The sequence below is a fragment of the Okeania sp. SIO3B5 genome (assembly GCF_010692555.1).
In the GTDB taxonomy this organism is placed as follows: Bacteria; Cyanobacteriota; Cyanobacteriia; order Cyanobacteriales; family Microcoleaceae; genus Okeania.
The window spans coordinates 9,035-33,497 of record NZ_JAAHHG010000037.1 but is presented as its reverse complement, the minus strand read 5'-3'; the positions used below and the strand labels follow the sequence as shown (position 1 = coordinate 33,497).

At 38.7% G+C, this 24,463-nt stretch carries 13 protein-coding genes and 2 pseudogenes; 6 read left to right on the top strand and 9 right to left on the bottom strand.

All coding sequences use genetic code 11. The features are described from left to right. The first annotated feature begins 1 nt into the window (after window position 1). A complete protein-coding gene (locus tag F6K54_RS08060; protein ID WP_293076298.1) occupies window positions 2–805 on the top strand; it encodes a calcium-binding protein in 804 nt (267 codons plus the stop codon). A gap of 330 nt (window positions 806–1,135) precedes the next feature. Here the strand turns inward: F6K54_RS08060 and F6K54_RS08055 are convergent, their stop codons facing one another. The 3 genes and pseudogenes from F6K54_RS08055 to F6K54_RS08045 all read right to left on the bottom strand — a co-directional run. Beyond that, window positions 1,136–8,008 (bottom strand): DUF4912 domain-containing protein, encoded by a 6,873-nt coding sequence (locus tag F6K54_RS08055; RefSeq protein WP_293076296.1) that lies wholly within the window; start codon window positions 8,006–8,008, stop codon window positions 1,136–1,138. Between the two features lie 719 nt (window positions 8,009–8,727). Further along, window positions 8,728–9,123, bottom strand: coding sequence for a hypothetical protein (locus tag F6K54_RS08050; protein ID WP_293076294.1), 396 nt, complete (start codon window positions 9,121–9,123; stop codon window positions 8,728–8,730). 417 nt (window positions 9,124–9,540) lie between these two features. Next, window positions 9,541–9,879, bottom strand: a pseudogene (locus tag F6K54_RS08045) (RNA-guided endonuclease TnpB family protein); the annotation flags it as partial. Between the two features lie 252 nt (window positions 9,880–10,131). Here F6K54_RS08045 and F6K54_RS08040 point away from each other — a divergent pair. Further along, the gene (locus F6K54_RS08040) at window positions 10,132–10,281 is read left to right on the top strand and encodes a high light inducible protein (protein WP_293076292.1); all 150 of its coding nucleotides are present in this window, start codon (window positions 10,132–10,134) and stop codon (window positions 10,279–10,281) included. Window positions 10,282–10,576: 295 nt separating this feature from the next. Here F6K54_RS08040 and cphA read toward each other — a convergent pair whose 3' ends face one another. After that, window positions 10,577–13,291, bottom strand: a complete 2,715-nt coding sequence (gene cphA / locus F6K54_RS08035) for a cyanophycin synthetase (protein WP_293076290.1) — start codon at window positions 13,289–13,291, stop codon at window positions 10,577–10,579. A 414-nt stretch (window positions 13,292–13,705) separates the two neighbouring features. After that, entirely contained in the window at window positions 13,706–14,578 is an 873-nt protein-coding gene (locus tag F6K54_RS08030; protein ID WP_293076288.1) for a cyanophycinase, read from the bottom strand. 765 nt (window positions 14,579–15,343) lie between these two features. On the opposite strand from F6K54_RS08030, the gene trmD reads away from it, so the two are divergent. Continuing rightward, entirely contained in the window at window positions 15,344–16,036 is a 693-nt protein-coding gene (gene trmD / locus F6K54_RS08025; protein ID WP_293076286.1) for a tRNA (guanosine(37)-N1)-methyltransferase TrmD, read from the top strand. 327 nt (window positions 16,037–16,363) lie between these two features. On the opposite strand, the gene F6K54_RS08020 is transcribed toward trmD, so the two are convergent. After that, a complete protein-coding gene (locus F6K54_RS08020) occupies window positions 16,364–16,681 on the bottom strand; it encodes a PqqD family protein (RefSeq protein WP_293076284.1) in 318 nt (105 codons plus the stop codon). A 490-nt stretch (window positions 16,682–17,171) separates the two neighbouring features. Between F6K54_RS08020 and ispF the strand changes: the two genes are divergently transcribed. Both ispF and psb32 read left to right on the top strand, forming a co-directional pair. After that, window positions 17,172–17,675 carry a 2-C-methyl-D-erythritol 2,4-cyclodiphosphate synthase gene (gene ispF, locus F6K54_RS08015; protein ID WP_293076282.1) on the top strand — a complete coding sequence of 168 codons (504 nt, stop codon included), beginning with the start codon at window positions 17,172–17,174 and terminating at the stop codon, window positions 17,673–17,675. A 630-nt stretch (window positions 17,676–18,305) separates the two neighbouring features. Next, entirely contained in the window at window positions 18,306–19,031 is a 726-nt protein-coding gene (gene psb32 / locus F6K54_RS08010) for a photosystem II repair protein Psb32 (RefSeq protein ID WP_293076280.1), read from the top strand. On the opposite strand, the gene F6K54_RS08005 is transcribed toward psb32, so the two are convergent. Next, window positions 19,028–19,411, bottom strand: a complete 384-nt coding sequence (locus F6K54_RS08005; protein ID WP_293076278.1) for a DUF4346 domain-containing protein — start codon at window positions 19,409–19,411, stop codon at window positions 19,028–19,030. The two genes, psb32 and F6K54_RS08005, sit on opposite strands and share 4 nt — an antisense overlap. 463 nt (window positions 19,412–19,874) lie before the next feature. After that, a complete protein-coding gene (locus tag F6K54_RS08000; RefSeq protein ID WP_366558077.1) occupies window positions 19,875–20,090 on the bottom strand; it encodes a zinc ribbon domain-containing protein in 216 nt (71 codons plus the stop codon). A gap of 768 nt (window positions 20,091–20,858) precedes the next feature. Between F6K54_RS08000 and topA the strand changes: the two genes are divergently transcribed. After that, on the top strand, window positions 20,859–23,483 hold the full coding sequence (gene topA / locus F6K54_RS07995; protein ID WP_293076277.1) for a type I DNA topoisomerase: 2,625 nt from the start codon (window positions 20,859–20,861) through the stop codon (window positions 23,481–23,483). Window positions 23,484–24,135: 652 nt separating this feature from the next. On the opposite strand, the pseudogene F6K54_RS07990 reads toward topA, so the two are convergent. Beyond that, a pseudogene (locus tag F6K54_RS07990) lies at window positions 24,136–24,463 on the bottom strand (hypothetical protein); the annotation flags it as partial.

The following is a 24,463-nucleotide window of genomic DNA, read 5'->3' as shown; positions in this document are numbered from 1 at the left end:
TATGGTACTTACTCAAGATTTTTCAGATTCTTTTCCTCGTTTATTGGGAACAAGTGGTGATGATAATGAGATTCTCACAGTAGAGCAAGCTACTTCTTTTCCTGGAGGAGTATTAGCTCTCAGTGGTGATGATACCATTACTGGTTCATCTGTCAACGACTTAATTTTTGGCGGTAGAGGAGAAGATGAGTTATTTGGAGAGGGTGGTAATGATAGTTTGTATGGTAACAAAGATACAGATTTTCTCAATGGTGGTTTTGGTGATGACATATTGTATGGAGGTAAAGGTACCGATCTATTAAATGGTGGAGAGGGTAATGATACTCTGATTGGTGATGCTGGTGTTGGTATTTATAAAGGTGGTTTGGGAAGTGATGTATATGTTTTCAGAACGGAGTTAGCAGGAATAACACAAGATTTAAGTAATGTTATTTCTTTACTTCCAGGAATTCCCAATAGTGCTGAATTGCCTAATGCAATTGTTACTGATTTTAACTCTTCTGAAGATATTATTGGATTGACTGGAGGGATGACAAAATCAGATCTGATATTTGAAGATTTTAACAGTGTTGAGGTGTTTGGGATTAATGCAAATTTGGCTTTACCATTTATTAGTGATGAAGTCGAACTTTTACCTAAGGCAGGTCTTTCAGTACAGGATTTAGACCCAAATAATGATGGTGTTTTAGAGGGTACTGCGATTAAAATGAGTAGTACAAATCAACTCTTAGGATATGTGTTGAACACAAGTTCGGCAGAAATAGCAGCTTTGCCAGAGTCACAGTTTGTTAGTGTGAATTTTTAAGGAAATAGGGAACAGGGAACAGGGAATAGGGAAGGCAGAAGGCAGAAGGCAGAAGGCAGAAGGCAGAAGGGAAATAAAGGTTCAAAGGGAGAAGGCTTTTTTATAACTGATTATCCGGGCATGATTATGATTAACTTAGATAAGAAGAAAAATGATCTTCTATGGCACTAGATATATCAATTCTTTCCCCTACTCCCCCACTCCCCTACTCCCCTACTCACTACTCCCCACTCCCCACTCCCCTACTCCCCCACTCCCCTACTCCCCTACTCCCCTACTCCCCTACTCCCCTACTCCCTACTCCCTACTCCCTACTCCCTACTCCCTCTTTCAGGAATATAACTTAGCTACAGAAACAGTAAGCTCTCCGTTATTATCATCAGTATAAGTATCAACAAAAAAGACATATAAAGTAGTCGTTTCTAAAACCTCTAACGTTAGTGTTTCCTGATACCCGTTCAAAGTTGACCAAGTTTGCCCAACCGGAATATTTGTCTTTTGATTCTTCACTTTTCCACCAAAAATCCAAAGTAAAACAAATGGTTCACCAGAGGGACAGACATTAGAACCGTAACCAAATGTACCACTTTTAATCCGCATAACATAAATCCCTGGTTCAAGGGTTTGAGAGACGGCCGTTTCTTGCAGTCCCTTGATTTGTGCATCACTTAGTGAATAGCAATTGTTACGACTATGGACAACAAGATGCTGAATCTCACAGTCACCAGGATTAATATTGCTTGTTGCGATCGCTGCTTCTTCTTTGCTTTCTGATACTTGAGATATTACATCTGTACCAATAGTTGCTTCACCAGGAATAATTGTTTCTACTGCCTCAATATCATCAGTTCGAGTCAAAACAGGTATTCGCAATGGATCAGAACAAGCAATCCTTAGCCACTGCAAATTATCAGTGACATAACCAATCTCTGCTAAATAATCAACATAACTACTAACAGAAGTAGTATTGATAGGTATCTTCTGTTTCTGGATAGACTCCTCACAATCGTATTGTTGTATCTTTTGAGCTTCTTGTGAGTCTATATCAACATCTGTAACATCATAAATCCGCAATTGATATTGCTGTCCACCTTGTTGTTTTGCTGCATCTTTAGCAGTTTGAGAAACTACTAAATGAACACAAGCACTCTGGCGATCGTGAGGTACTATAGCGATCCAACTGGATTTCAATGCTTCCTCTGGAATAGTCGCTGTAGTCGGAGTTGTCTCTAACTGTGTACTTTCCACTGCATCACTGTCTACAGTAAAATTAGGTACAGGCATCCGGATACGGTTAGAACGAGCCAATTTTAACCACTCACCCTCATCGGTGACATAGCCTATTTCTGCTTGATAATCGCGGTCACTCACAAAAACAGGTACTTGCATTTGCTCAGTAGATTCCTCACAATCATAGGCTTGTACATTGTATGCTGGCTGTGTATCCAAGTCAATACCTGTAACATCATAAATTCGCAACTGATATTGCTCTCCCCCCTGTTCTTTGATTGCATTTTTCACAGTTTGAGGAACTTCCCAACCTACCATCATATTCTCTGCATTCTCAGGAGTAATAGTAATTTTACAGGGAGGTAATACCCATTTTACCGCTGTTTTACCTAATTTTTCTGGTTCTTTTGCTACATCTATATTTTCATCTACACGATATTCTGATATCCGAACTCGGTTAGAACGAGCTAATAGTAGCCACTGACTATCATCAGTAGCATAGCCTATTTCTGCTTGATATTCACGATCGTCTAGTAAATTTCCTACTTGCCACTGCTGATTTGACTCTTCGGAATCATAATACCTGGTACTATGAGCTGGTTGTGATTCTAGATCGATATTTGTGACATCATAAACCCGCAGTTGATATTGCTGACCTCCATATAATTTAGCTGCATCTTTGTCTGCTTGTGGTACTGACCAAGTTGCTGATGCACTTTTACTATGATGAGATGTCAGATTTATTTTACTATTTCGCTCCCGTTCTCGATTTGCCCATGCTGCTAATAACCCTGCAATTCCTAATCCTAATGCTATTTGCCCTATTCCGATGCCATCTGTTGGAGTTGTTTGATTTCCATCAACGGGAGTTGTTTCTGTCTCTGTAGTATCTACCTCTGCTTCTGGTACTAATATTCCCGTACCTTCGCTTTCATCCACTGGAGTGGCAGTTTCTGGTGCTGATATCCTCAGTTTCTCACAACGAGCTAACTTTAACCACTGACCATCATCAGTCACATAACCTATTTCTGCCTGATACTCATGTTCTGGTTCTAGAGAATCTAATTCTTTTTCTGTGGTTGATTCTGGGCAATCATACTGTTGCACACTATGAGCTGGTTCTGAGTCTAGGTCAATATCTGTGACATCATAAACCCGTAGTTGATATTGTTGACCTCCTAGGGACTTAGCTGCATCTTTGTCTGCTTCTGGTACTGACCAAGTTGCTAATGCACTTTGATTTGGCTGTTCTGTGAGAGTAATTTCACTATTTTTAGCTCGGTTTGCCCATGCTGCTAATAATCCGGCAAATCCTAATCCTCCTGCTATTTGACCTATTCCTATGCCATCTGTTGGAGTTTCATCAACGGTCGTTGTGTCTGTATCTGGTTCTGTTGTATCTACTCCTGCTTCTGGTGTTGAGAAACCTGTACTTTCACTCTCATCCACTGGAGTGGCAGTTTCTGGTGCTGATATCCTCAGTTTCTCAGAACGAGCTAACTTTAACCACTCACCATCATCAGTTACATAACCTATTTCTGCCTGATACTCATGTTCTGGTGCTAAAGAATCTAATTCTTTTTCTGTGGTTGATTCTGGGCAATCATACTGTTGCACACTATGAGCTGGTTCTGAGTCTAGGTCAATATCTGTGACATCATAAACCCGTAGTTGATATTGTTGACCTCCTAGGGACTTAGCTGCATCTTTGTCTGCTTCTGGTACTGACCAAGTTGCTAATGCACTCTGATTAGGCTGTGCTGTGAGAGTAATTTCACTATTTTTAGCTCGGTTTGCCCATGCTGCTAATAACCCTGCAAATCCTAATCCTCCTGCAATTGGTGCTATTGGTATGCCACCTGTTGAAATGTTTTCATTTTCCTCAACAGTGGTTGTGTCTGTATCTGGTGCTGTTGTATCTACCCCTTCTTCTGGTACTAATATTCCCGTACTTTCACTCTCATCAACTGGAGTTGTAGTTTCTACATCTGTTTCTGGTGCTGATATCCTCAGTTTCTCAGAACGAGCTAACTTTAACCACTGACCATCATCAGTCACATAACCTATTTCTGCCTGATATTCATGTTCTGGTTCTAGAGAATCTAGTTCTTTTTCTGTGGTTGATTCTGAACAATCATACTGTTGCACAGTTTGAGTCGGTTCTGAATCTAAATCTATATCTGTGACATCATAAACCCGTAGTTGATATTGTTGACCTCCTAGGGACTTAGCTGCATCTTTGTCTGCTTCTGGTACTGACCAAGTTGCTAATGCGCTTTGATTAGGCTGTGCTGTGAGAGTAATTTCACTATTTTTTTGTTGATTTGCCCATGCTGCTAATAATCCTGCAAATCCTAATCCTCCTGCAATTGGTGCTATTGGTATGCCACCTGTTGAAATGTTTTCATTTTCATCAACGAGAGTTGTGTCTGTATCTGGTGTTGTTGTATCTACCCCTTCTTCTGGTACTGATATTCCTGTACTTTCACTCTCATCAACTGGAGTAGTAGTTTCTACATCTACATCTGGTACTGATATCCTCAGTTTCTCAGAACGAGCTAACTTTAACCACTCACCATCATCAGTCACATAACCTATTTCTGCCTGATATTCATGTTCTGGTTCTAGAGAATCTAGTTCTTTTTCTGTGGTTGATTCTGGGCAATCATACTGCTGTAAGCTTTGAGCTGGTTCTGAGTCTAGGTCAATATCTGTAACATCATAAACCCGTAGTTGATATTGTTGACCTCCTAGGGATTTAGCTGCATCTTTGTCTGCTTCTGGAACTGACCAAGTTGTTAATGCGCTTTGATTAGGCTGTTCTGTGAGAGTAATTTCACTATTTTTAGCTCGGTTTGCCCATGCTGCTAATAACCCGGCAAATCCTAATCCTCCTGCTATTTGACCTATTCCTATGCCATCTGTTGGAGTTTCATCAACGGTTGTTGTATCTGTATCTGGTTCTGTTGTATCCACTCCTGCTTCTGGTACTAATATTCCCGTACCTTCGCTTTCATCCACTGGAGTTGTAGTTTCTACATCTGGTGTTGATATCCTCAGTTTCTCAGAACGAGCTAACTTTAACCACTCACCATCATCAGTCACATAACCTATTTCTGCCTGATACTCATGTTCTGGTTCTAGAGAATCTAGTTCTTTTTCTGTGGTTGATTCTGGGCAATCATACTGCTGCACACTATGAGCAGGTTGTGAGTCTAGGTCAATATCTGTGACATCATAAACCCGTAGTTGATATTGTTGACCTCCTAGGGACTTAGCTGCATCTTTGTCTGCTTCTGGTACTGACCAAGTTGCTAATGCCGTTTGATTGGGCTGTGCTGTGAGAGTAATTTCACTATTTTTAGCTCGGTTTGCCCATGCTGCTAATAACCCGGCAAATCCTAATCCTCCTGCTATTTGACCTATTCCTATGCCATCTGTTGGAGTTTCATCAACGGTCGCTGTGTCTGTATCTGGTTCTGTTGTATCTACTCCTGCTTCTGGTGTTGAGAAACCTGTACTTTCACTCTCATCAACTGGAGTAGTAGTTTCTACATCTGTTTCTGGTGCTGATATCCTCAGTTTCTCAGAACGAGCTAACTTTAACCACTCACCATCATCAGTCACATAACCTATTTCTGCCTGATATTCATGTTCTGGTGTTAGAGAATCTAATTCTTTTTCTGTGGTTGATTCTAAACAATCATACTGCTGCACAGTTTGAGTCGGTTCTGAGTCTATATCTATATCTGTGACATCATAAACCCGTAGTTGATATTGTTGACCTCCTAGGGACTTAGCTGCATCTTTGTCTGCTTCTGGTACTGACCAAGTTGCTAATCCACTTTGATTAGGCTGTTCTGTGAGAGTAATTTCACTATTTTTAGCTCGGTTTGCCCATACTGTTAATAACCCTGCTAATCCTAATCCTCCTGCGATTGGTGCTATTGGTATGCCATCTGTTGGAGTTGTTTCATTTTCATCAACGGTTGTTGTTTCTGATGCTGATTCTGGTACTAATATTCCCGTACTTTCACTTTCATCAACGGTCCTAGTTTCTAGTTGTGTTGGTATTGTTTCTTCTTCTGATATCCTCAGTTTCTCAGAACGAGCTAACTTTAACCACTCACCATCATCAGTCACATAACCTATTTCTGCCTGATACTCATGTTCTTGTACTAGAAAATCTAGTTCTTGATCTGTGGTTGATTCTGAGCAATCATACTGCTGCACACTATGAGCAGGTTGTGAGTCTAGGTCAATATCTGTAACATCATAAACCCGCAATTGATATTGTTGACCTCCTAGGGACTTAGCTGCATCTTGGTCTTCTTCTGGAACGAACCAAGTTGCTAATCCACTTTCAGCTGACTGTCGTATGAGAATGATTTGACTATTTTTTTCTCGATTTGCCCATGCTGCTAATAATCCTGCTACTCCTAATCCTCCTGCTATTGGTGCTACTCCTATGCCACCTGTTGGAGTTGTTTCATTTCCATCAACGGTTGTTGTTTGTGTATCTGATGTTGTCGTATCTACCCCTGCTTCTGGTCTCGCTCTCCCTGTACTGTCATCTCCATCTACTGGAGTGAAAGTTTCTATATCTGTATCTGTTTGTGCTGAATCATCTCCACGTCCTCTCTGCAGTCCCCAAATCAAGGCCCCTAGTAAAGGAATTCCTAACAAAAAAATGAGCCACCAGGGGAATCCTCCTGTTTCTGTTTCCTGGCTAGTATCATTTGGTAGTAGTGCTGTATCTGATTGAGCGGGACTGGGTGATGTTACTACTGCTCCCGAAACTTCTGAGTCTTCTGCTTTCTCAGTTTGAGTATCTGGACTGGATTGATTTGTTGCAGTATCTGATTGAGCGGGACTAGGTGAAGCTACTACCTCTGAAGAGTTTGCTTCATTAGCTGTGGAAGTATTTGGACTGGGTGATGTTACTACTGCTCCCGAAACTTCTGAGTTTTCTGCTTTCTCAGTTTGAGCATCTGGACTGGATTGATTTGTTGCTGTATCTGCTGCAGTATCTGAATTGGTTGTAGTTGTTACTCCAGAAGAAATAGCAGAATCTGTTTCCCCTTCTTTATCTACTGTCGCCACAACTTCTTTACCCACTGGAGAAGTAACTAAACCCATAAATGCTAGAACTTCTGGAGGAGCAGCATCTTTGTTATAAATATAGTTACGGGGTTGAGAATATGGGTAACGAGGATCGTCCGGTAGGGTTTTGTGCATCGAGATGATCCGAACATCTCCTTTGTTTATGACTTGGTCAGCGATCGCATAACTAATTCCATCTTTACCAAGTTCTTTTATGACTGCTGCTGTATCATCCTGAGATACCTGAGTAGCGTTACTCCCTGTCTGAAATGGATTTTTTTTAAACACATCATAACTTTTAAGAGCTTCCCTGGTATCACTAAACTCTGGGCGATCGATAAAGCGAATTGGGACTTTAGGGCCGCCTATTTCTGACCAGTTTGTGACTTCTCCCCGGAGTATTTTGGCAAATTGATCGAATGAGAGATTTTCTAGAAATGGATTTTCAGGACCAACTATCACAGCAATTTTGCCACGCTCAATCGGAACTTCAACTAATCCTCGCTCTTTTTCCGAAGCAGTTAATGGACGTCCTATTGCTGCTATTTCTGTTTCTCCTTTGAGGAGTGCTTCTAATACTTCACTGGTATTACCTGCTGCTAGTTCAACTTGAGCGTCTGGAAATTTTTCTTCATAACGCTGTTTTAGCGATCGATTAATGACTGTCATACTATTAGAGCCATGTAATCTGATTTTTGTACCACTGGGCAGTGACTCAGGTAATGAGTAGACAGTATTTGAGTTAACAGATTGAGCTACAGTAATATTATTTGAAAAAGATAAACTAGAAGCAGCTAAGGGCTTCGCAGTAGTAGTTAAGGTTAGTAATATTGCTGAAATTTGAACTAATTTTTGGGTAGATGAAGACATTTTTATCTAGTTTTTAGGTTTACAAAATATGGTTAAATTAACCTTTAACAATTAGCCTTCAGCTTGAATATAACTTCCCTATCAGCTATTAGTTTTTTACTAATAAATTGACAGTTAATTTTTTTCAACTGAAGGCTAAGTTCCTTATCAATAATTTTTGTAATTACATTCTCAGTTAGCTTTTTACTGAGAGTTTTTTAATCTAAATAGGGCTTGCTGATTAAATCTAAAAGCATTCACATATAAAGACTTTAGCCTTTTTTTGGATGAAAAAAATGCCTGGTTTTCAGTCTAAAACGCTCAAAAAGGAGCGTATTTTAGGCGCATAGTTGGGTAGAACAACCTTGGGACAATTCTTACTCCTATCTCCTCTAAATTCCTATTTCGGCATTGCATAATTGCGGGATGATTTGATCACAGAGGATCAACTATAATCCCCGTGTCTCTCCCTCTCCGTGTCTCTCCCTCACCGTGTCCCCGTGTCCCCGTGTCCCCGTGTCGGCCTCAATCATCCCAGTATTCAGCAACGCCCCTATTTCTCCTGTCTCCTGTCTTCCCCTCCTGGGAGGGGGAGGGGCGAGGGGTGGGTTAAAAGACTTTTTCAGCAAACCCTAAATACATATATTTTGAGACAATATAGTATTAATTACTTCTATGTAAATTTAAATCAACCAACAGTGCTTTTTTAAATTTATGACTCTTGGTAAAAAAAAATTACTTCACATTTTAACTATAGAAATTGTCAATTCTCCTTGATTATCCTCAATGTAACTATCAAAGAAAAATGCACAAATATTTGTTGTTTGTAGCACTTCTAAAGTTAATGTATCGTCATCACCATTTAAAGTTGACCAAGTAGCTTCAACTTCCAAGTTGGTTTTTTTATTAATAAACTTACCACCATAAATCCACAACATAACCATGGGTTCACCAATGTTATTTGTGTCATTTTTATATCCAAATGAACCACTACGGATTCTGATTACATAGATTCCTGGTTCTAATTTTGCCGAAACTGCTGTTTCTTCCTGGATCTGTCGCATAGCTTCAGCATCAAGAACATAGCAGTTTTTTTTACTATCAATCTTTAGATCCGTAACTGTACAACCTTCCATATTCTTTTTTATTCCCTACTAAATTTTGTAGTATTCTTAACTAAGGCCACTGCTAGTATAAATTTTTTCATCTATACAAGTACAAGTGTCCAAAAATTCATAACAGGCAAAAGGGCTACTTTAGTCGAAGAATTACTTTGCGATCGGACTCAATAGTTAGTTTACCTTGTTTGTAGCTTTAATGGTGTTGTTGTGCTATAGCACTTTTCAATTGTATGAGGTACAGTTTTATATCCCCCCGCATAGCTTAAAAAGGTAGGTATACCTCATTAGTCTGAGAAACGCTATAAAAGCCATTTGGTATCTTTGCAAAGGTAGGGTTTTTAGGCAAAGAAGTATTGATATTTAATTACATAGCTTTCGTTTTTTCTTAGCTGACCAAAGATATACCCTCTGGGGACAATTTCCGCGGTGCCCCTACACAGTCGGCTTAAGTAGGGGCGATTCGCGAATCGCCCCTACTGCTTTGCTGCTTACTTTTGTGATTATATTTGCAGCCCCGTTACAGTCTGCATTAATTAACCAATTATTACTACTTCTATACAAACCACGCTTTATTCTTTTCGGTGATGGTTTCCAATCATTGGGTTTTTCACCATAATTAGGTAGATTGTCACCATCTAAAAATGAAGCAATACTTGTATAACTTTCCTAAGTTTCTATGAATATAATCCCATACTCTTCACATAATAGAGCTATTCTTTCTTTGAGTCTAGCTGTAGGAATTTGTACAAATTCTGAATTCTTTTTATGACCTAATTCTATGAAGTTTCGCATTAAATTGGCATTACACATATAGCAATGAGCGCTCAGGTATTTACAATGTCCAGCTTAAAATGCAGTAAGCGAAAATATGTAAAAAAAAATAATGTGTAAATATGCCAGGGCACATTGCTATAGAAGTCCACCTACTAATTGTCTAGACAAATAAAAATATTAAGTAATGTTGCCATTTTTGAAATTTTGCGTTAAGTTATATTACATAAGCTTGAAATAATAACGAGGTTAATGATCATGGAAAATCAAGATAAAAAAGTAGGCTTCACCGACTTTGCAGAAACTTGGAATGGTCGCCTGGCAATGTTAGGCTTTATCATTGGTGTTGCCACTGAATACATCACAGGTCAAGGTATCCTTTCTCAACTTGGCTTAATGTAATTAATTGTTGCCGATCATATAGAATCTGGTTTAATAGTTGTCATTGCGACAATAGGAAGCAATATCAAAAACTTATGAAGATTGTATTCTTCAGGTTATGCTGCGCAAACCTTCTGCATCTGTTCCAGTCGCTGTGGACTTGAGAATAGTAACTAACAAATTTTGACAAAATTAAAGGGGTTAAAAATTTTTAACCCCTTTTTCAGTAGCAGTTTAAATCTAAGAAAGTTGATTAAACTTTTTTTGACTAATCAACTGTTACTTCTTTATTTTTTACTGCATTTAGATATTTAACTTAATGTACGATTGAAGTATTTAATTCTTCTGAAGAATTAGAGGGTGCTTGACTACCTTCCGGTAACTTAAGATCCTCAACAGGGTTACGAGCTTCTATTAAACTAATAGCCCGACTTACGGTTTCTGGTAAAATTACTACCAGGCCACCAGCAGAAGCACGATCTAAAGCTGTATTAATAGCCTTTGTTTCATCTAAAATTGATTCATAACTAACTTTTGAATCAGAATCTTTAGCTTGATTTAAAAACTGCTTCACACCTTGAGAAATTAGATCCGCAGCACTTCCTCTCGGTCTTCCTCTAGTGTCGTCATCTTCTTTAACAATAATTTCATCAAAAATATCTGCTGCTAGTTCGCCCAGAGAAACAAAATCTTCATCACGGCGATCGCCAGGCCCACCAACCACACCAATCCGTTTTCCTGGCCAATTTCTGACAAATCCACCCAATGCTTCATAACTAGCAGGATTATGGGCATAGTCCACAAGAGCATGATAATCACCCATATTAAACATATTCATCCGGCCTGGAGTTTGATCTACCGAAGCCACAAAGGTTGACAAACCTTCTCGAATATGCTCTATTTTCACCCCTTGAGCAAAAGCTGCCAAACAAGCTGCAAGAGCATTAGCAATCATAAATGGAGCCTTACCTGCCATTGTGATTGGCACATTAACTGCTTTTTCAATTCTTAAAGTCCAGTCTCCTTTCAGAATTGAAATATAACCATTCTCATAAACCGCAGCCAAACCACCAGCTTCTGTATGTTTAACTAAAAGTTGATTATTTGGTTCCATTGAAAAGTAAGCAATTTGACCTTTAACTTTCTCCGCCATTGCAGCAACCAATGGATCTTCAGCATTCAAAATGGCATATCCTTTGGGCATTACTGACTCAGCAACTACACTTTTGAGTTGAGCTAGTTGTTCTACAGTATCTATATCTCCGATACCCAAGTGGTCTGCAGCTACATTTAATACCATTCCTACATCACAAGCTGAAAAACCCAAACCTGAACGTAGAATACCGCCCCGTGCTGTTTCTAAGACTGCAACTTCTACAGTGGGGTCTGAAAGTATTAAACCAGCACTTTGAGGTCCAGTATTATCTCCTGATTCTGCTAGATATTCACCAAGATAAGTACCATCAGTAGTAGTATAGCCCACTACTTTTCCAGTCTGCTTCATTATGTGAGCTAGCAAGCGTGTAGTTGTTGTCTTGCCGTTAGTGCCAGTAATTGAAAATATTGGTATTCTGCCATTTTTAGACCCAGGGAACAACATATCTATTACTGCCCCGGCCACATTTCTAGGTAGACCCCGACTAGGAGCGACGTGCATCCGGAAACCAGGGGCAGCATTAACTTCTACTATTACTCCTTCTACTTCTCGCAAAGGTTTAGAGATATCTTCAGTAACTACATCTATACCAGCTATGTCTAGACCTATTATCTTCGCAGCTCTGGACAATAACCAGACATTTTCTGGATGTATTTCATCAGTACGGTCTACTGCTATACCTCCAGTACTGAGGTTAGCTGTTGCTCTTAAAAAGCAAGTTTCTCCTTTTCTTGGTATTGAATCAATACCATATCCTTGTCTTTCCAGAATAGCAAGAGCAGCTTTGTCCACCGTGATTCTAGTCAGAACGTTATCATGTCCATCTCCTCTTTGAGGATCTTGGTTAGTTTCTTCAATCAGTTCTGCCACTGTAGATTTACCATCTCCCACTACATGGGCAGGAACTCGTTCGGCCACAGCTACAACTCTACCATTTACAACCAATACTCGGTGGTCTTTGCCTGTGTAGTAACGTTCTACAATTACTGTTTTTGTTTTAGAAGCTCTGCTGGCTAAATCGTAAGCCTCTTCAGCCTCTCCCCAGTTTCTCACATCAATAGTAATTCCACGACCATGATTTCCATCTAGTGGCTTAATTACAACGGGATAGCCTCCGACATCTTCAATGGCATCTTGAAGGTCTTCAAAGTAGCGAATAACTGTACCACGAGGTACTGGTATTCCAGAATCTTTGAGAATGCTTTTTGTACCTTCTTTATCACAAGCAAGTTCTACACCAAGAATCCCTGTTTGATTACTTAGGGTGGCCTGAATTCTTTTTTGATTTATACCATAGCCAAGCTGAATCATAAATCTGGCTCCTAGTTGAGTCCAGGGAATACCTCTCGCTTCTGCTTCTTTGACTATAGCTTCTGTGCTTGGCCCTAAAGATGCCTGACTTTTGAATTCCTTCAGGTCTTCTAAATCTTGCTGTAACTCGGTTGTAGGATATGTACCTGTTTCAACAATACTTTGGCAAAGTCTTACTGCTGCCCGTGCAGCATAGCGACCTGCTTGTTCATTTTCATATTCTATTGCTACCTGAAATATTCCAGGAGTCGATGTTTCCCTTGTCCGACCAAAAGCAACTGGCATTTGGGCGAGTTGTTGAAGTTCTAAGGCAACGTGTTCTATGACATGGCTGATTAATGTACCTTTTTCAACGCGACTGAGAAAACCGCCCCTGACACCAGGGGAACAATGATGCTCTACAAGACTTGGTAGTACCTCGGTTAATCCTTTGTAGAAGCCAGGAATATCAGATGTATATCTTTCGTACAGGTCTTCTAAGTCTAGACGCATAACCACCAGTTTATGCCGGCGGATGCTCCAGTAGTTTGGACCACGTAATGTCTGGAGTTTGAGGATTTTCATAGGAGGATTTGAAGGTGATGCTCAGATTCTAGGGACTGTAAGCAACGTATTAGCTACTTCAGTATTGAGCAAAGTTAATCGCTCAAATTCAGTAGCTTTACAAGCATTAAGCCGATAAAAAGGTAGTTTTAGTGTCAAAGTTAATTTACTCATAGGATAGTGATAACATAATCCTATACACTTGTTTAGGATGCTACGGGATAAATCTCGTGGCTCATTTTTCATCCAGGGGTTAAAACCGCCTGGCTCTCATCTTCTTCGCTAACTTTTGTAGAAGAATTTGGGCTTTCTATATTTGTTCTACAAAAAATACATTCAGTTCAGTTTATAATTAGATTTTGTGTTCCCTAAACTAGCTAATTTACCAGAACAAATTGGTCACGAATTTGGTAAATTTTTCAGAAATTATATTAACTAATCAAGAGGCATAATTGTTTCAGATCGCCCTGGTTTCATGGTATGGGAATGGAGATCGTAGCCATCGCCGTGGCACATTATATGTACTCTTAAATTTGATATGCTTAAAGGATCTGCTACATCTACTTTTGTAGCATTTGTATATGCAATTTCTGTAGTATCTATAATTGTGACTGTACCTTTACCCATTACTTGAATTTGACTATTTCCTTCAAATAATGCACAGGTATCTTCATCTATGCCTATACCTATTTTGTCTGAATGGGTGGCAATGGCACTCAATAAACGGGCCATACGATTTCGATTATGAAAGTGTTGGTCTACAATTAACTCAGGCAATATGCCCAAGCCAGTTGTCAAATCAACTAAGGATTTATTGGGGGATGAGCCACTACCGCCACTTGCTATCATTTGATGTCCCATTACTGCTGCTCCTGCACTTGTTCCAGCTAGAGCAATTTTTCCTTCTATAGCTCTACTTCTGATTTCGTCCATTAAAGGTGTCTCAGCCAGTAGGGAACAAAGACGCAGTTGGTCTCCACCAGTCATAAATACTCCAGTACAATCTTCTAAGGATTCTAACCATCTTGGGTTTTCTCCCTCATACCTTTCCCGGATATCAAATATCTTGAGACCTACAGCACCCATTTCTTCAAAAACCTTGCGGTATCTATCTCCTTGTGCTCCTGGTTCTCTCGAAGCAGAAGGGATAACTGCTAGTCTGCCATTTACTCCCCCTGCACGATTAAAAAAAGTTTGTAGAATCTCTTTTCCATGAACTTTATCTTCCGCCCCTCCGATTACCATAATGGTTGTTTTTGTCGGACGTAATATATCTAGTTTTGAAGCTTGAGACTCTAACTGTATCATTTTATTAGTCTTGGACAGCAGGTACGCATTAAATTTCAATAATTTCAATAATCTGTTATAATAACAGGCTATCTTATAACCTTGCAAGCCCCCAGCTAACTATTGAATTTTTCAACAAAAGTTGGCTAGATTAACTTGTAAACTTTTAGGATAGTGTGACATACTTCCACGCTAACCTTACAGGTATGGCGTGGGCTTCTCGTTTCTCAGTCCCGCTACTGCGTCGGACTCCACGAGCTTTAAAGACGGAATGCCCTACCGCCCTATTTTTAATATTTATTGCTGCATTTCCTACGGAATGCTCCGCAAACAAATCGCGGTCAATAATAACACAGCAATTGGCACAGGAATGAGCTCTTTCTGGTAATTTTTAGGGGAATTTTTCACTACAATTTGAACAATTTTGGCTCTGTTTTTGAGGGTTCGCAGCTATAGTCTTCACCTCCAGCATTTGCCTCCTGGGCCGGAGCTGCGCTAACAGCTTTGACAATTAAAATAGTTAGAATTTGTCCCCATCCAGTTGATTGCCCAAGTTTTAGCCTTGATTTTTGCTAGAATAACAGAAATTTTTAGATAATGGTGAAAAACTCCAGAATAGTATTGTCAATCAATTGGACATCGAATCCAATTGATTTACCACCGATTCATCTGGTCGCCAATTTTTCAAATATGGCGTGAGGCTTCTCGGCTATGTAGCTAAATTAAAGATTAATCTCAACAATTTCTATATTTTTTAAGACACTCTAAGTATATTTTTTAAGTTTTGTGCTATTTGATGTTATAACTCTGTTTCCAGACTTTTTTAGAACACCCCTAAGTTCAGGCTTGTTAGGGAAAGCCCTTGATAAAGAGATTGCCAAGGTTAATTTGGTTAACCCTCGCGATTATACCACAGATAAGTATCATAAGGTTGATGATGAATCTTATGGTGGGGGAGTAGGAATGGTGTTAAAACCAGAACCTATATTTGCTGCTGTAGAGTCATTAACAACTAAACCGCGACGAGAAGTGATTCTTTTAACTCCCCAGGGAGAAACAATGTGTCAGCAGCTATTTAAGCAGTTGGCTATAGGCTATGACCAACTTATTTTAATTTGTGGTCATTATGAAGGTATTGATGAAAGAGTACAATATTTAGTTACTAGAGAAGTATCTCTGGGAGATTTTGTCCTTACAGGTGGAGAGATACCAGCTTTAGCTTTAATTAATGGTGTAGTGAGGTTACTTCCAGGAACAGTAGGTAAAGCTGATTCACTGAAATACGAAAGTTTTGAATCTGGATTACTTGATTATCCTCATTACACTCGACCATCTAATTTTCGTGGTTGGAAAGTACCAGAAGTTTTGCTCTCTGGAAATCATGCCAAAATAGCAGAATGGCGCTACCAACAACAAATTCAAAGAACAAAATCTCGTCGTCCAGACTTGATAAAAAATGACGATAATTTGATAGAATGATAGTCTTGAAGCTTCTTTTTTAGAAGTAAATGTGAAAATTAATTTAATATTTAGTATCAGTAAGAGATTGTCTGAGAAGTCCCATTTGCTACATCCAAGCCCCCTAAATCCCCCAAAATTGGGGGAATAGGGCAAGCAAATTGACTCTTGTTCCCCCCAAAGTTGGGGGGCTAGGGGGGCAAAATTCAATAGTAAAGCAGGTGTGGAATTAAATAGTTATTATTATAGATAATTTAACCTATGAATCTATTGAATTAGTAGCTGAATTTTTTTGTAGAAAATCATAGTTAACTTTCACGATATAGCTCAAATTTATCGACTATTTTTTTACCCTTCTTTAACAACAGATAAATTATCTTCTTGATCGATAATTTTCACAATGCCGTCATTTCTTAAATCTCTAATATACTCTAATAAATCATTTTTAAGTACTTCTGGCTCTACTTGCTCTTCTTCTAAAAGATCCTCATAAGCCTCTTGAATTGACCCGGAACCTATTAAAGCGAATAGCATTTTAGCAGCCATATCATCCAACACAAAATCTTCACCTTCTTGTTGAGAATTAACTAAAAAAAATTCTCCCTCATCTTCTTCTAAAAAAAAATTATCCGTTAATAGCACTTGTTTAGTTAATATAATCTCCACAACTTACCTCTACTGACAATAAAATTAATACAAAAAAGTAGTTTTATGCAATCAAGATATATTATACCAATTCCCATGCATTAATGCTATACTTCCGATGAACTTCAGTTATTAAGTAATAATCATAATTCAGTAATGAATGTAGAGGATTATCTGCATTAATCCAAAATATCTTATGCCTTTGAACCCTACTCCCTACTCCCTACTCCCAAGGAGATGTAGCAAAACTTTTGAGAAATGGTATTATACCAATTTGAAAAAAGAATGCTACAAATAATAAGGAGTATTAAAATAATTTATAGGAAATATCTATTGGACGAAAAAGATAAATTACTATGTGAAAAATGGTATAAAACTTATTTATTCTGTCTCCTGACTCCTGTCTCCTGACTCAATCGCAGTAACCTAAATATTTGTAGCAAAGATTTATCAAACTGGTATTATACAATAATCTGATAACAAGCTACTATTGAAGGTATAAGTTAGAAAAATGAATCTTCGCATAGGTAATGGCTACGATATCCATAAGTTAGGACCTGGAAGACCTCTAATACTTGGAGGAGTCAAAATTGACCATGAAATGGGATTACTTGGTCATAGCGATGCGGATGTTTTGACCCATGCAATTATGGATGCAATGTTGGGCGCTCTGAGTTTGGGTGATATTGGCCATTTTTTCCCCCCCAGCGACCCACAATGGGCTGGAGCTGATAGTATAGAATTGTTGAATCGTGTAAATCATTTAGTTAAGGCTAGCTGCTGGGAAGTTAGTAATATTGACTCAGTAGTAGTAGCAGAACGTCCTAAACTCAAACCACATATAAAAGAAATGCGATCGCGCCTCGCTACTACTTTAGAGTTACAAGCAGATCAAGTCAGCGTTAAAGCTACTACTAATGAAAAATTAGGTCCTGTAGGTCGAGAAGAAGGTATTGCCGCTTATGCTGTAGTGTTGCTAAATAAATATGAAGGCATTGATGGGAATAAAATCTAAGGTATTTGATGAGAAGAAAAACTGGTATTATTTCTGTCCTTCAGAAGTAAAAAATCATATATATTCATCCTTTCAGGCATGACAGAAATAATTTGTTAACATCAAGCTGGTTCACGAAAAAGCCGAGAAACAAAGAATTAACATAACAATATAGAAACAATTCCTCCAGAGAAAAAAGTAGAGGAAGTAAACATTAAAATATCACGCTATGTGACGTTTTATATCAGTTTGATTAAGCAGTGCGTGTCAAGTGTTAACACACGATATTATACAAAGTCCGGTGATAGCGATCGCGTTTTTTTGCCCTTCTTTTATAAATTTTTCAGCATAGCTGCCCTCTGCCTTCCTCCTCTACCTAGTGTGGGTTCTGTTTAGTTTTTTTGCTCTCTATATAGTAATATTATATCCGGATAATTAGTGATAAAAAACTTTATCCTTTCTAATCTTTTCTTCCCTTCTGCCCTCTGCCTTCTGCCTTCATTCCTCCAAAGTGTAACTATTCAACCGGAGATGATATAAGAATGGTAAAGTAAATTAAAGTCTAGTAAAGTTTTCCCACTATCTATAGACTGTGGCAAAAAGCTTTACTCAAAAAAAATTAACTATTTACCAAGCATTGGAAAGTATCTGATGGTACAACTATTCAATAAAACCTTCAATTTTCAAAATCTTCATACTTTAATAGTATCTCTGCTATTAGTTATTATGGCTACTATTATGCCAGTATCTTCTGCATCCGCAACTGGAGTCTATCAAATGCCAAGTTTAGTGGCAGGGGATAGTACATTTATCGTTGATGATGCAGAAGTTTTGAGTCGGATAACAAAAAGTAAACTGAACAATACTTTAGAAAATTTGGCCAATACTACTGGGAATGAAGTTAGATTTGTTACTATCCGTCGTCTAGACTATGGTGAGACTGTGGATAGTTTTACGGAAAAGCTATTTGACAAATGGTTTCCTACTCCAGAAACAAAAGTCAATCAAACTTTAATAGTATTAGATACTCTCACCAATAATGATGCTATTCAGATCGGCGATGAAGTTAAAAAACTAATGTCTGATGACATTACTCAGAGTATAGTTGATGAAACTATTCAAGTACCTATTAGAGATGGCAACAAATATAATGAGGCTTTTTTAGCTGCTAGCGATCGCCTAAGTGCTGTATTATCTGGAGAATCTGATCCAGGCCCTCCGGAAGTTAAGGATGAGCTTGCAGGAAAAGTAGTAGCTACTTTTAAATCAGCAGAAGAAACTGACGATCAAAGTGCAACTATCTTAGTTGTTGTATTGCTAGTTGTAGCTACCATTGTACCGATGGTTACTTATTTTTGGTATCAAGGTTTTTCTTAATCCTGAATATATTCCTTACCATTTAATAAAGCTATTTCTGCACGCACAAATTCCCGCCCCAAATAAGCAGCATGATCTAACATTGTGACTGGACAGGGGCGGGTTTCTTCTAATATTTTTACACATATTTCTTTTGCAGTTCTCGCAGTAAATATTCTTGTATGAGTACGTTCTACTTTGCCTTTTGCTGGAATTGGTTTTCCTGTTTCTGGATCTATAGCCAAACCACGGTCGTCAATAATATTAGTAAAGTGTTTTGCACATATTAAACCTGCTTCTCGGTCAAGAAAAATAATAAAGTAACCACCTGCATCGAGGTCTATGTGACGTTTTGAAAGTTTTTCGTCAATGGTGTTTACTTCTTCAAGTGTTACATTCATAGTTTAATCTTAAGAATTATAGCGCTATGCGCTAGGGAACAGGGAACAGGGAACAGGGAACAGGGAATAGCAAACTGTAAAAGGGTTTTAGGATTGAAAAATGTCCGTGCCCAATTCTTGTAGTGCTATATCTATAATTTTATTCTACATTTCCGGTAGCATTGGAGTAATTAGTGTGGGGGGATGGGGGGGAGAAATTAAAAAATATATATCTTCACAATTACGCGACCCAGGACAACCGAAATGGGGAACACAGGATTGACACTCTCACCGTTAAATCTGGTGATTATAAAGGGAGATTCTTGTCTCGCAGATTCTTAACTAGGCAACAAATCAAATAAACTGAGTTGTACCCCCGCTACTACCATCTCCACAAGCTTTCTTGCTCCGTCTTTACGCGCTCGGAAACCTCAGCGCAGGCGGTGCGCTTTTCTTTAACCGTGTGCCCCACGGCTATTAAACCTCACCCACCCCTCTTGCTCCCCTCCCGGGAGGGGATGGGGGTGGGTGCAGCAGCTATATCACGATTTATTTCATAACCACAGTTGGTGCAATTATGTCTTCTATCAGAGAGTTTTTTCTTTTCAATCTGCCCACATAATGGGCATTCTTGAGAAGTATAATCCTTGTCAACTTTTCCATAATACTTACCTCTTTTCCAGCATACATAAGGAAGTATTTCATTGATAAATTGACCGATGCCACTGTCATTTGTTAATAACTATATTATAACTGATACTGGATTGATTCGCATTCCGCTCAATTAATAGATTTGTTGAAATTCATCTCACCGCTAAATTAGGAATTATAGCGGGAGTCCTCTTTCAAGGTTCTCTGATAGATTTTGAGAAAAATCGACCCAAAAAGATTTAATTTTTACTTCTGCAAGAGGTCTAATATAAAAAAATTATTAATTATATTGACATTAATAATAAGTCATGCTAGCAAATCTTATAAAGTGATTACTAAATAAAAGCCTATGTCCATCAAACATATAGCTAATTGCAGATAAGTTAATTATAAAGATGGAGCAAAACCCAGAATGCTCTAATACCAGTTCTCTGTTCAGTAAAAATCTAAAAAACCCAGTAACTCAGTACTTTGTAAAGTTGCAAATTGCTATAGGTTTTGGCAGAAACAAAAAATTAAGATAGCGTAGAAAAAATAGGACTTTATACTGTAATGCCTAACCAAACTAAACAATGAAATTCTATTTATCCTGACCAAAAAATTCTGGTCAATAGCCTCCCCTTTTAAGGAGATAAAAAAAGAGAATATTCCAGATTTCAAGCCTCCTGATTGCAGAGGTACTGTTAGCGTAGCTCCTCCGGAGGAGGCTAACTGATAACTGATAACTGATAACTGATAATTGAAATGACCCATTGACCACCAGTGCATATCATTCCTAATATAAAATCCCAGCTTGTATTATCTTAAATAAAGTCTTATGTCAACCCTTGTTATTGTAGAATCTCCCACTAAAGCCCGCACTATACGCAACTATCTACCCTCTGACTACCGTGTGGAGGCATCCATGGGTCATGTGCGTGACCTGCCACCTTCTGCTGATGAAATACCAGAAAAATATAAAGGAGAAAAGTGGGCACATTTAGGTGTAAATGTAGACTCAAATTTTGAACCCGTCTACGTTGTCCCTAAAGATAAAAAGAAAACCGTGAAAGAACTCAAAGATGCTTTGAAAGAAGCTGATGAATTAGTTCTGGCCACAGATGAAGACCGGGAAGGGGAAAGCATAAGTTGGCATTTACTGCAACTACTAAAACCAAAAGTTCCTACTAAACGGATGGTATTCCACGAGATTACTCCAGAAGCTATCCGTAAGGCGATCGAAAATTGTCGCAACATAGACGAACAGTTAGTCAGAGCACAAGAAACAAGACGTATTCTGGACAGACTTTATGGTTATACTCTCTCTCCTGTACTTTGGAAAAAAATAGCCTGGGGTCTCTCTGCAGGTAGGGTACAGTCAGTAGCAGTTCGACTATTGGTAACTCGAGAACGTCAACGTCGAGCTTTTAAACAAGGAGGTTATTGGGATTTAAAGGCCAGTTTAGAACAGGCAAACAAACCTTTTGAGTCTAAACTTGTTACTCTTGGGGGGACAAAAGTAGCTACTGGTAGTGACTTTGATGAAAATACAGGGAAAATAGCTGAGGGTAGAAATGTTGTTTTGTTGGATGAGGCTCAAGCAGAAGCTCTGAAGGAACGGCTGCAGGATAAACCTTGGACTGTTAACAGTGTTGAAGAACGAGCTGTTAAGCGTAAACCATCACCACCTTTTACCACTTCTACTTTACAACAAGAATCTAACCGTAAGCTAAGAATGGGTGCTAGACAAACTATGCGGACAGCACAAAATCTATACGAACAGGGCTTTATTACTTATATGCGGACAGACTCAGTACATTTGTCTGATGAGGCGATCGCTGCTGCTCGGAGTTGTGTGGAAAAAATGTATGGTCCAGAATATCTGAGTCCCCAACCACGACAATACACTACTAAAAGTAAAGGAGCTCAGGAAGCTCATGAAGCTATTCGCCCTGCTGGTCAAACTTTTCGCACGCCCCAGGAAACAGGGTTGAGTGGTCAAGAACTTGCTCTTTATGACTTAATATGGAAACGGACAGTAGCTTGTCAAATGGCTGACTCTCGTCAAACTCACATTACAGTTAACTTGCAAGTAGAAGATGCAGGTTTTCGTTCTAATGGTAAGCGTATAGACTTTCCTGGTTTCCTTCGGGCTTATGTTGAAGGTTCTGATGATCCAGAAGCAGCTTTGGAAGATCAAGAAGTACCTTTACCTCCTCTGAAACAAGGCGATCATCCAAATTGCAAAGAAATAGAAGTGGTGGGGCATGAAACTCAACCACCTGCTAGGTTTACCGAAGCATCTCTGGTAAAAACTCTGGAAAGTGAAGGTATTGGCCGTCCGAGTACTTACGCTACTGTTATTGGTACTATTGTTGACCGTGGTTATGCCAAACTTCAGAATAATGCTTTGGTTCCGACTTTTACTGCTTTTGGGGTGACAAGTCTATTAGAAAAACACTTTCCTGAATTTGTGGATGTTAAGTTTACTGCCCGTATGGAGCAGACTCTGGATGATATTTCTACTGGTGAAGCTCAATGGTTGCCATATCTACGAGAATTTTATTCTGGAGAAACTGGACTGGATACTCAAATTAAGGAACAGGAAGAGCATATTGACCCCAAGTTAGCCCGTACCATTGAATTGGATAATTTGGATGAGGAACCAGAGATGACTTATCGTATCTGTATCGGTAAGTTTGGTGCTTATATTGAGGCCGAAAATGGTGAAGGTGTTGTCAAGGCTTCTATTCCTGAAGATTTAACTCCATCAGATTTAGATCCAGAACAAATAGAGAAAATTCTGAAGCAAAAAACAGAAGGTCCTGAGGAGTTAGGAATTCATCCAGAAGAAGATAAACCTATCTATATAATGACTGGTCGTTATGGTCCTTATGTACAGTTGGGTGATGAGGTAGAGGGAAGTAAGAAAAAACCAAAGCGAAGCTCACTGCCGAAGGGTGTAAAGATGGAAGATGTAACTTTGGATATGGCGGTAGGGTTATTGTCTTTACCTCGTACTTTGGGCGCTCACCCAGAAACTGGTTGTAAAATTCAAACTAATTTAGGACGTTTTGGTCCTTATGTTGTTCACGACCAAGGTAAGGAGCTTGGTAAAGATTATCGCTCTTTGAAAGCTGGGGATGATGTTTTGACTATTACTTTGGAACGTGCTTTGGAATTATTAGCTCAACCTAAAAGGGCGAAGCGTGGCAGTGCTAAGGCTGCACCTCCACTTAAAGATTTAGGTAAACATCCTGAAGATGGTGAGGCAGTAGGTATTTATGATGGTCGCTATGGACCTTATGTGAAGCATGGTAAGGTAAATGCTTCTTTGCCAAAGGATACGGTTGTTGAAGATGTAACTTTGGAGCAAGCGATAGAACTTTTGAAGGCTAAAGCTAGTAGTAAAAAGTCTGGTCGTGGTAGGAAGTCTACAAAGTCAAAAGCAGGAAGTAATTAGGAGGTTAGGAGTCAGAAAAAATGGGAATCATAAAGGAGGTAGTCGGAAAAATCGTCTCTTGATTTTTATGCAATGGCTTGTGAAAAAAACTGTAGGGGTTTGGAGACCAAACCCTAATTATTTTCCTAGTCTCTACCCACAAGCTAACAACTTCAGGACTTAGACCAAGGTACTATACATAAAGTTCAAAAACCATAACGTTATAGTTTTGAACGCTAGATATATTATAGTCTCTGGGTAAGTTCTAAACTTTTTACTCGTAACTTAACAAGTTGTTATACCAATTTCACAGAAGATACCTTATTTCTCAGAACCCTACTCCCTACTCCCTATATCAAGTTCAAAAACCATAACGTTATAGTTTTGAACGCTAGACATATTATAGTCTCTGGGTAAGTTCTAAACTTTTTACTCGTAACCTGACAAATTGTTATACCAATTTCACAGAAGATACCTTATTTCTCAGAACCCTACTCCCTACTCCCTATATCAAGTTCAAAAACCATAACGTTATAGTTTTGAACGCTAGACATATTATAGTCTCTGGGTAAGTTCTAAACTTTTTACTCGTAACTTAACAAGTTGTTATACCAATTTCACAGAAGATACCTTATTTCTCAGAACCCTACTCCCTACTTCCTACTCCCTATGATTATTTTCCTAATCTCCAATTTTCTCCACCAGGCAACTCAGTCAAAAAGTTATTAACTATTGCAGGTAATTCTTTTTTAGAGTAGTTATAAGTGAGTGCCAGTAAATTTTGAGCTATTGTTATTATTTGATTTTTATCAACCATATCTAAAAGTTGAAAAGGTGTATAAGTTCCATCAAATACTTCTACACTAGCATCACTAATTGCAACTTCTATGGCTTCTTCTAATATTTCTTGCCACTGGTCTTGTTTTATATAATAGGATTTTTTATTTTCTTGAAGATTGATTTTTTTTATTTCAATTAATGAACCACGAATAGAAGCTGCC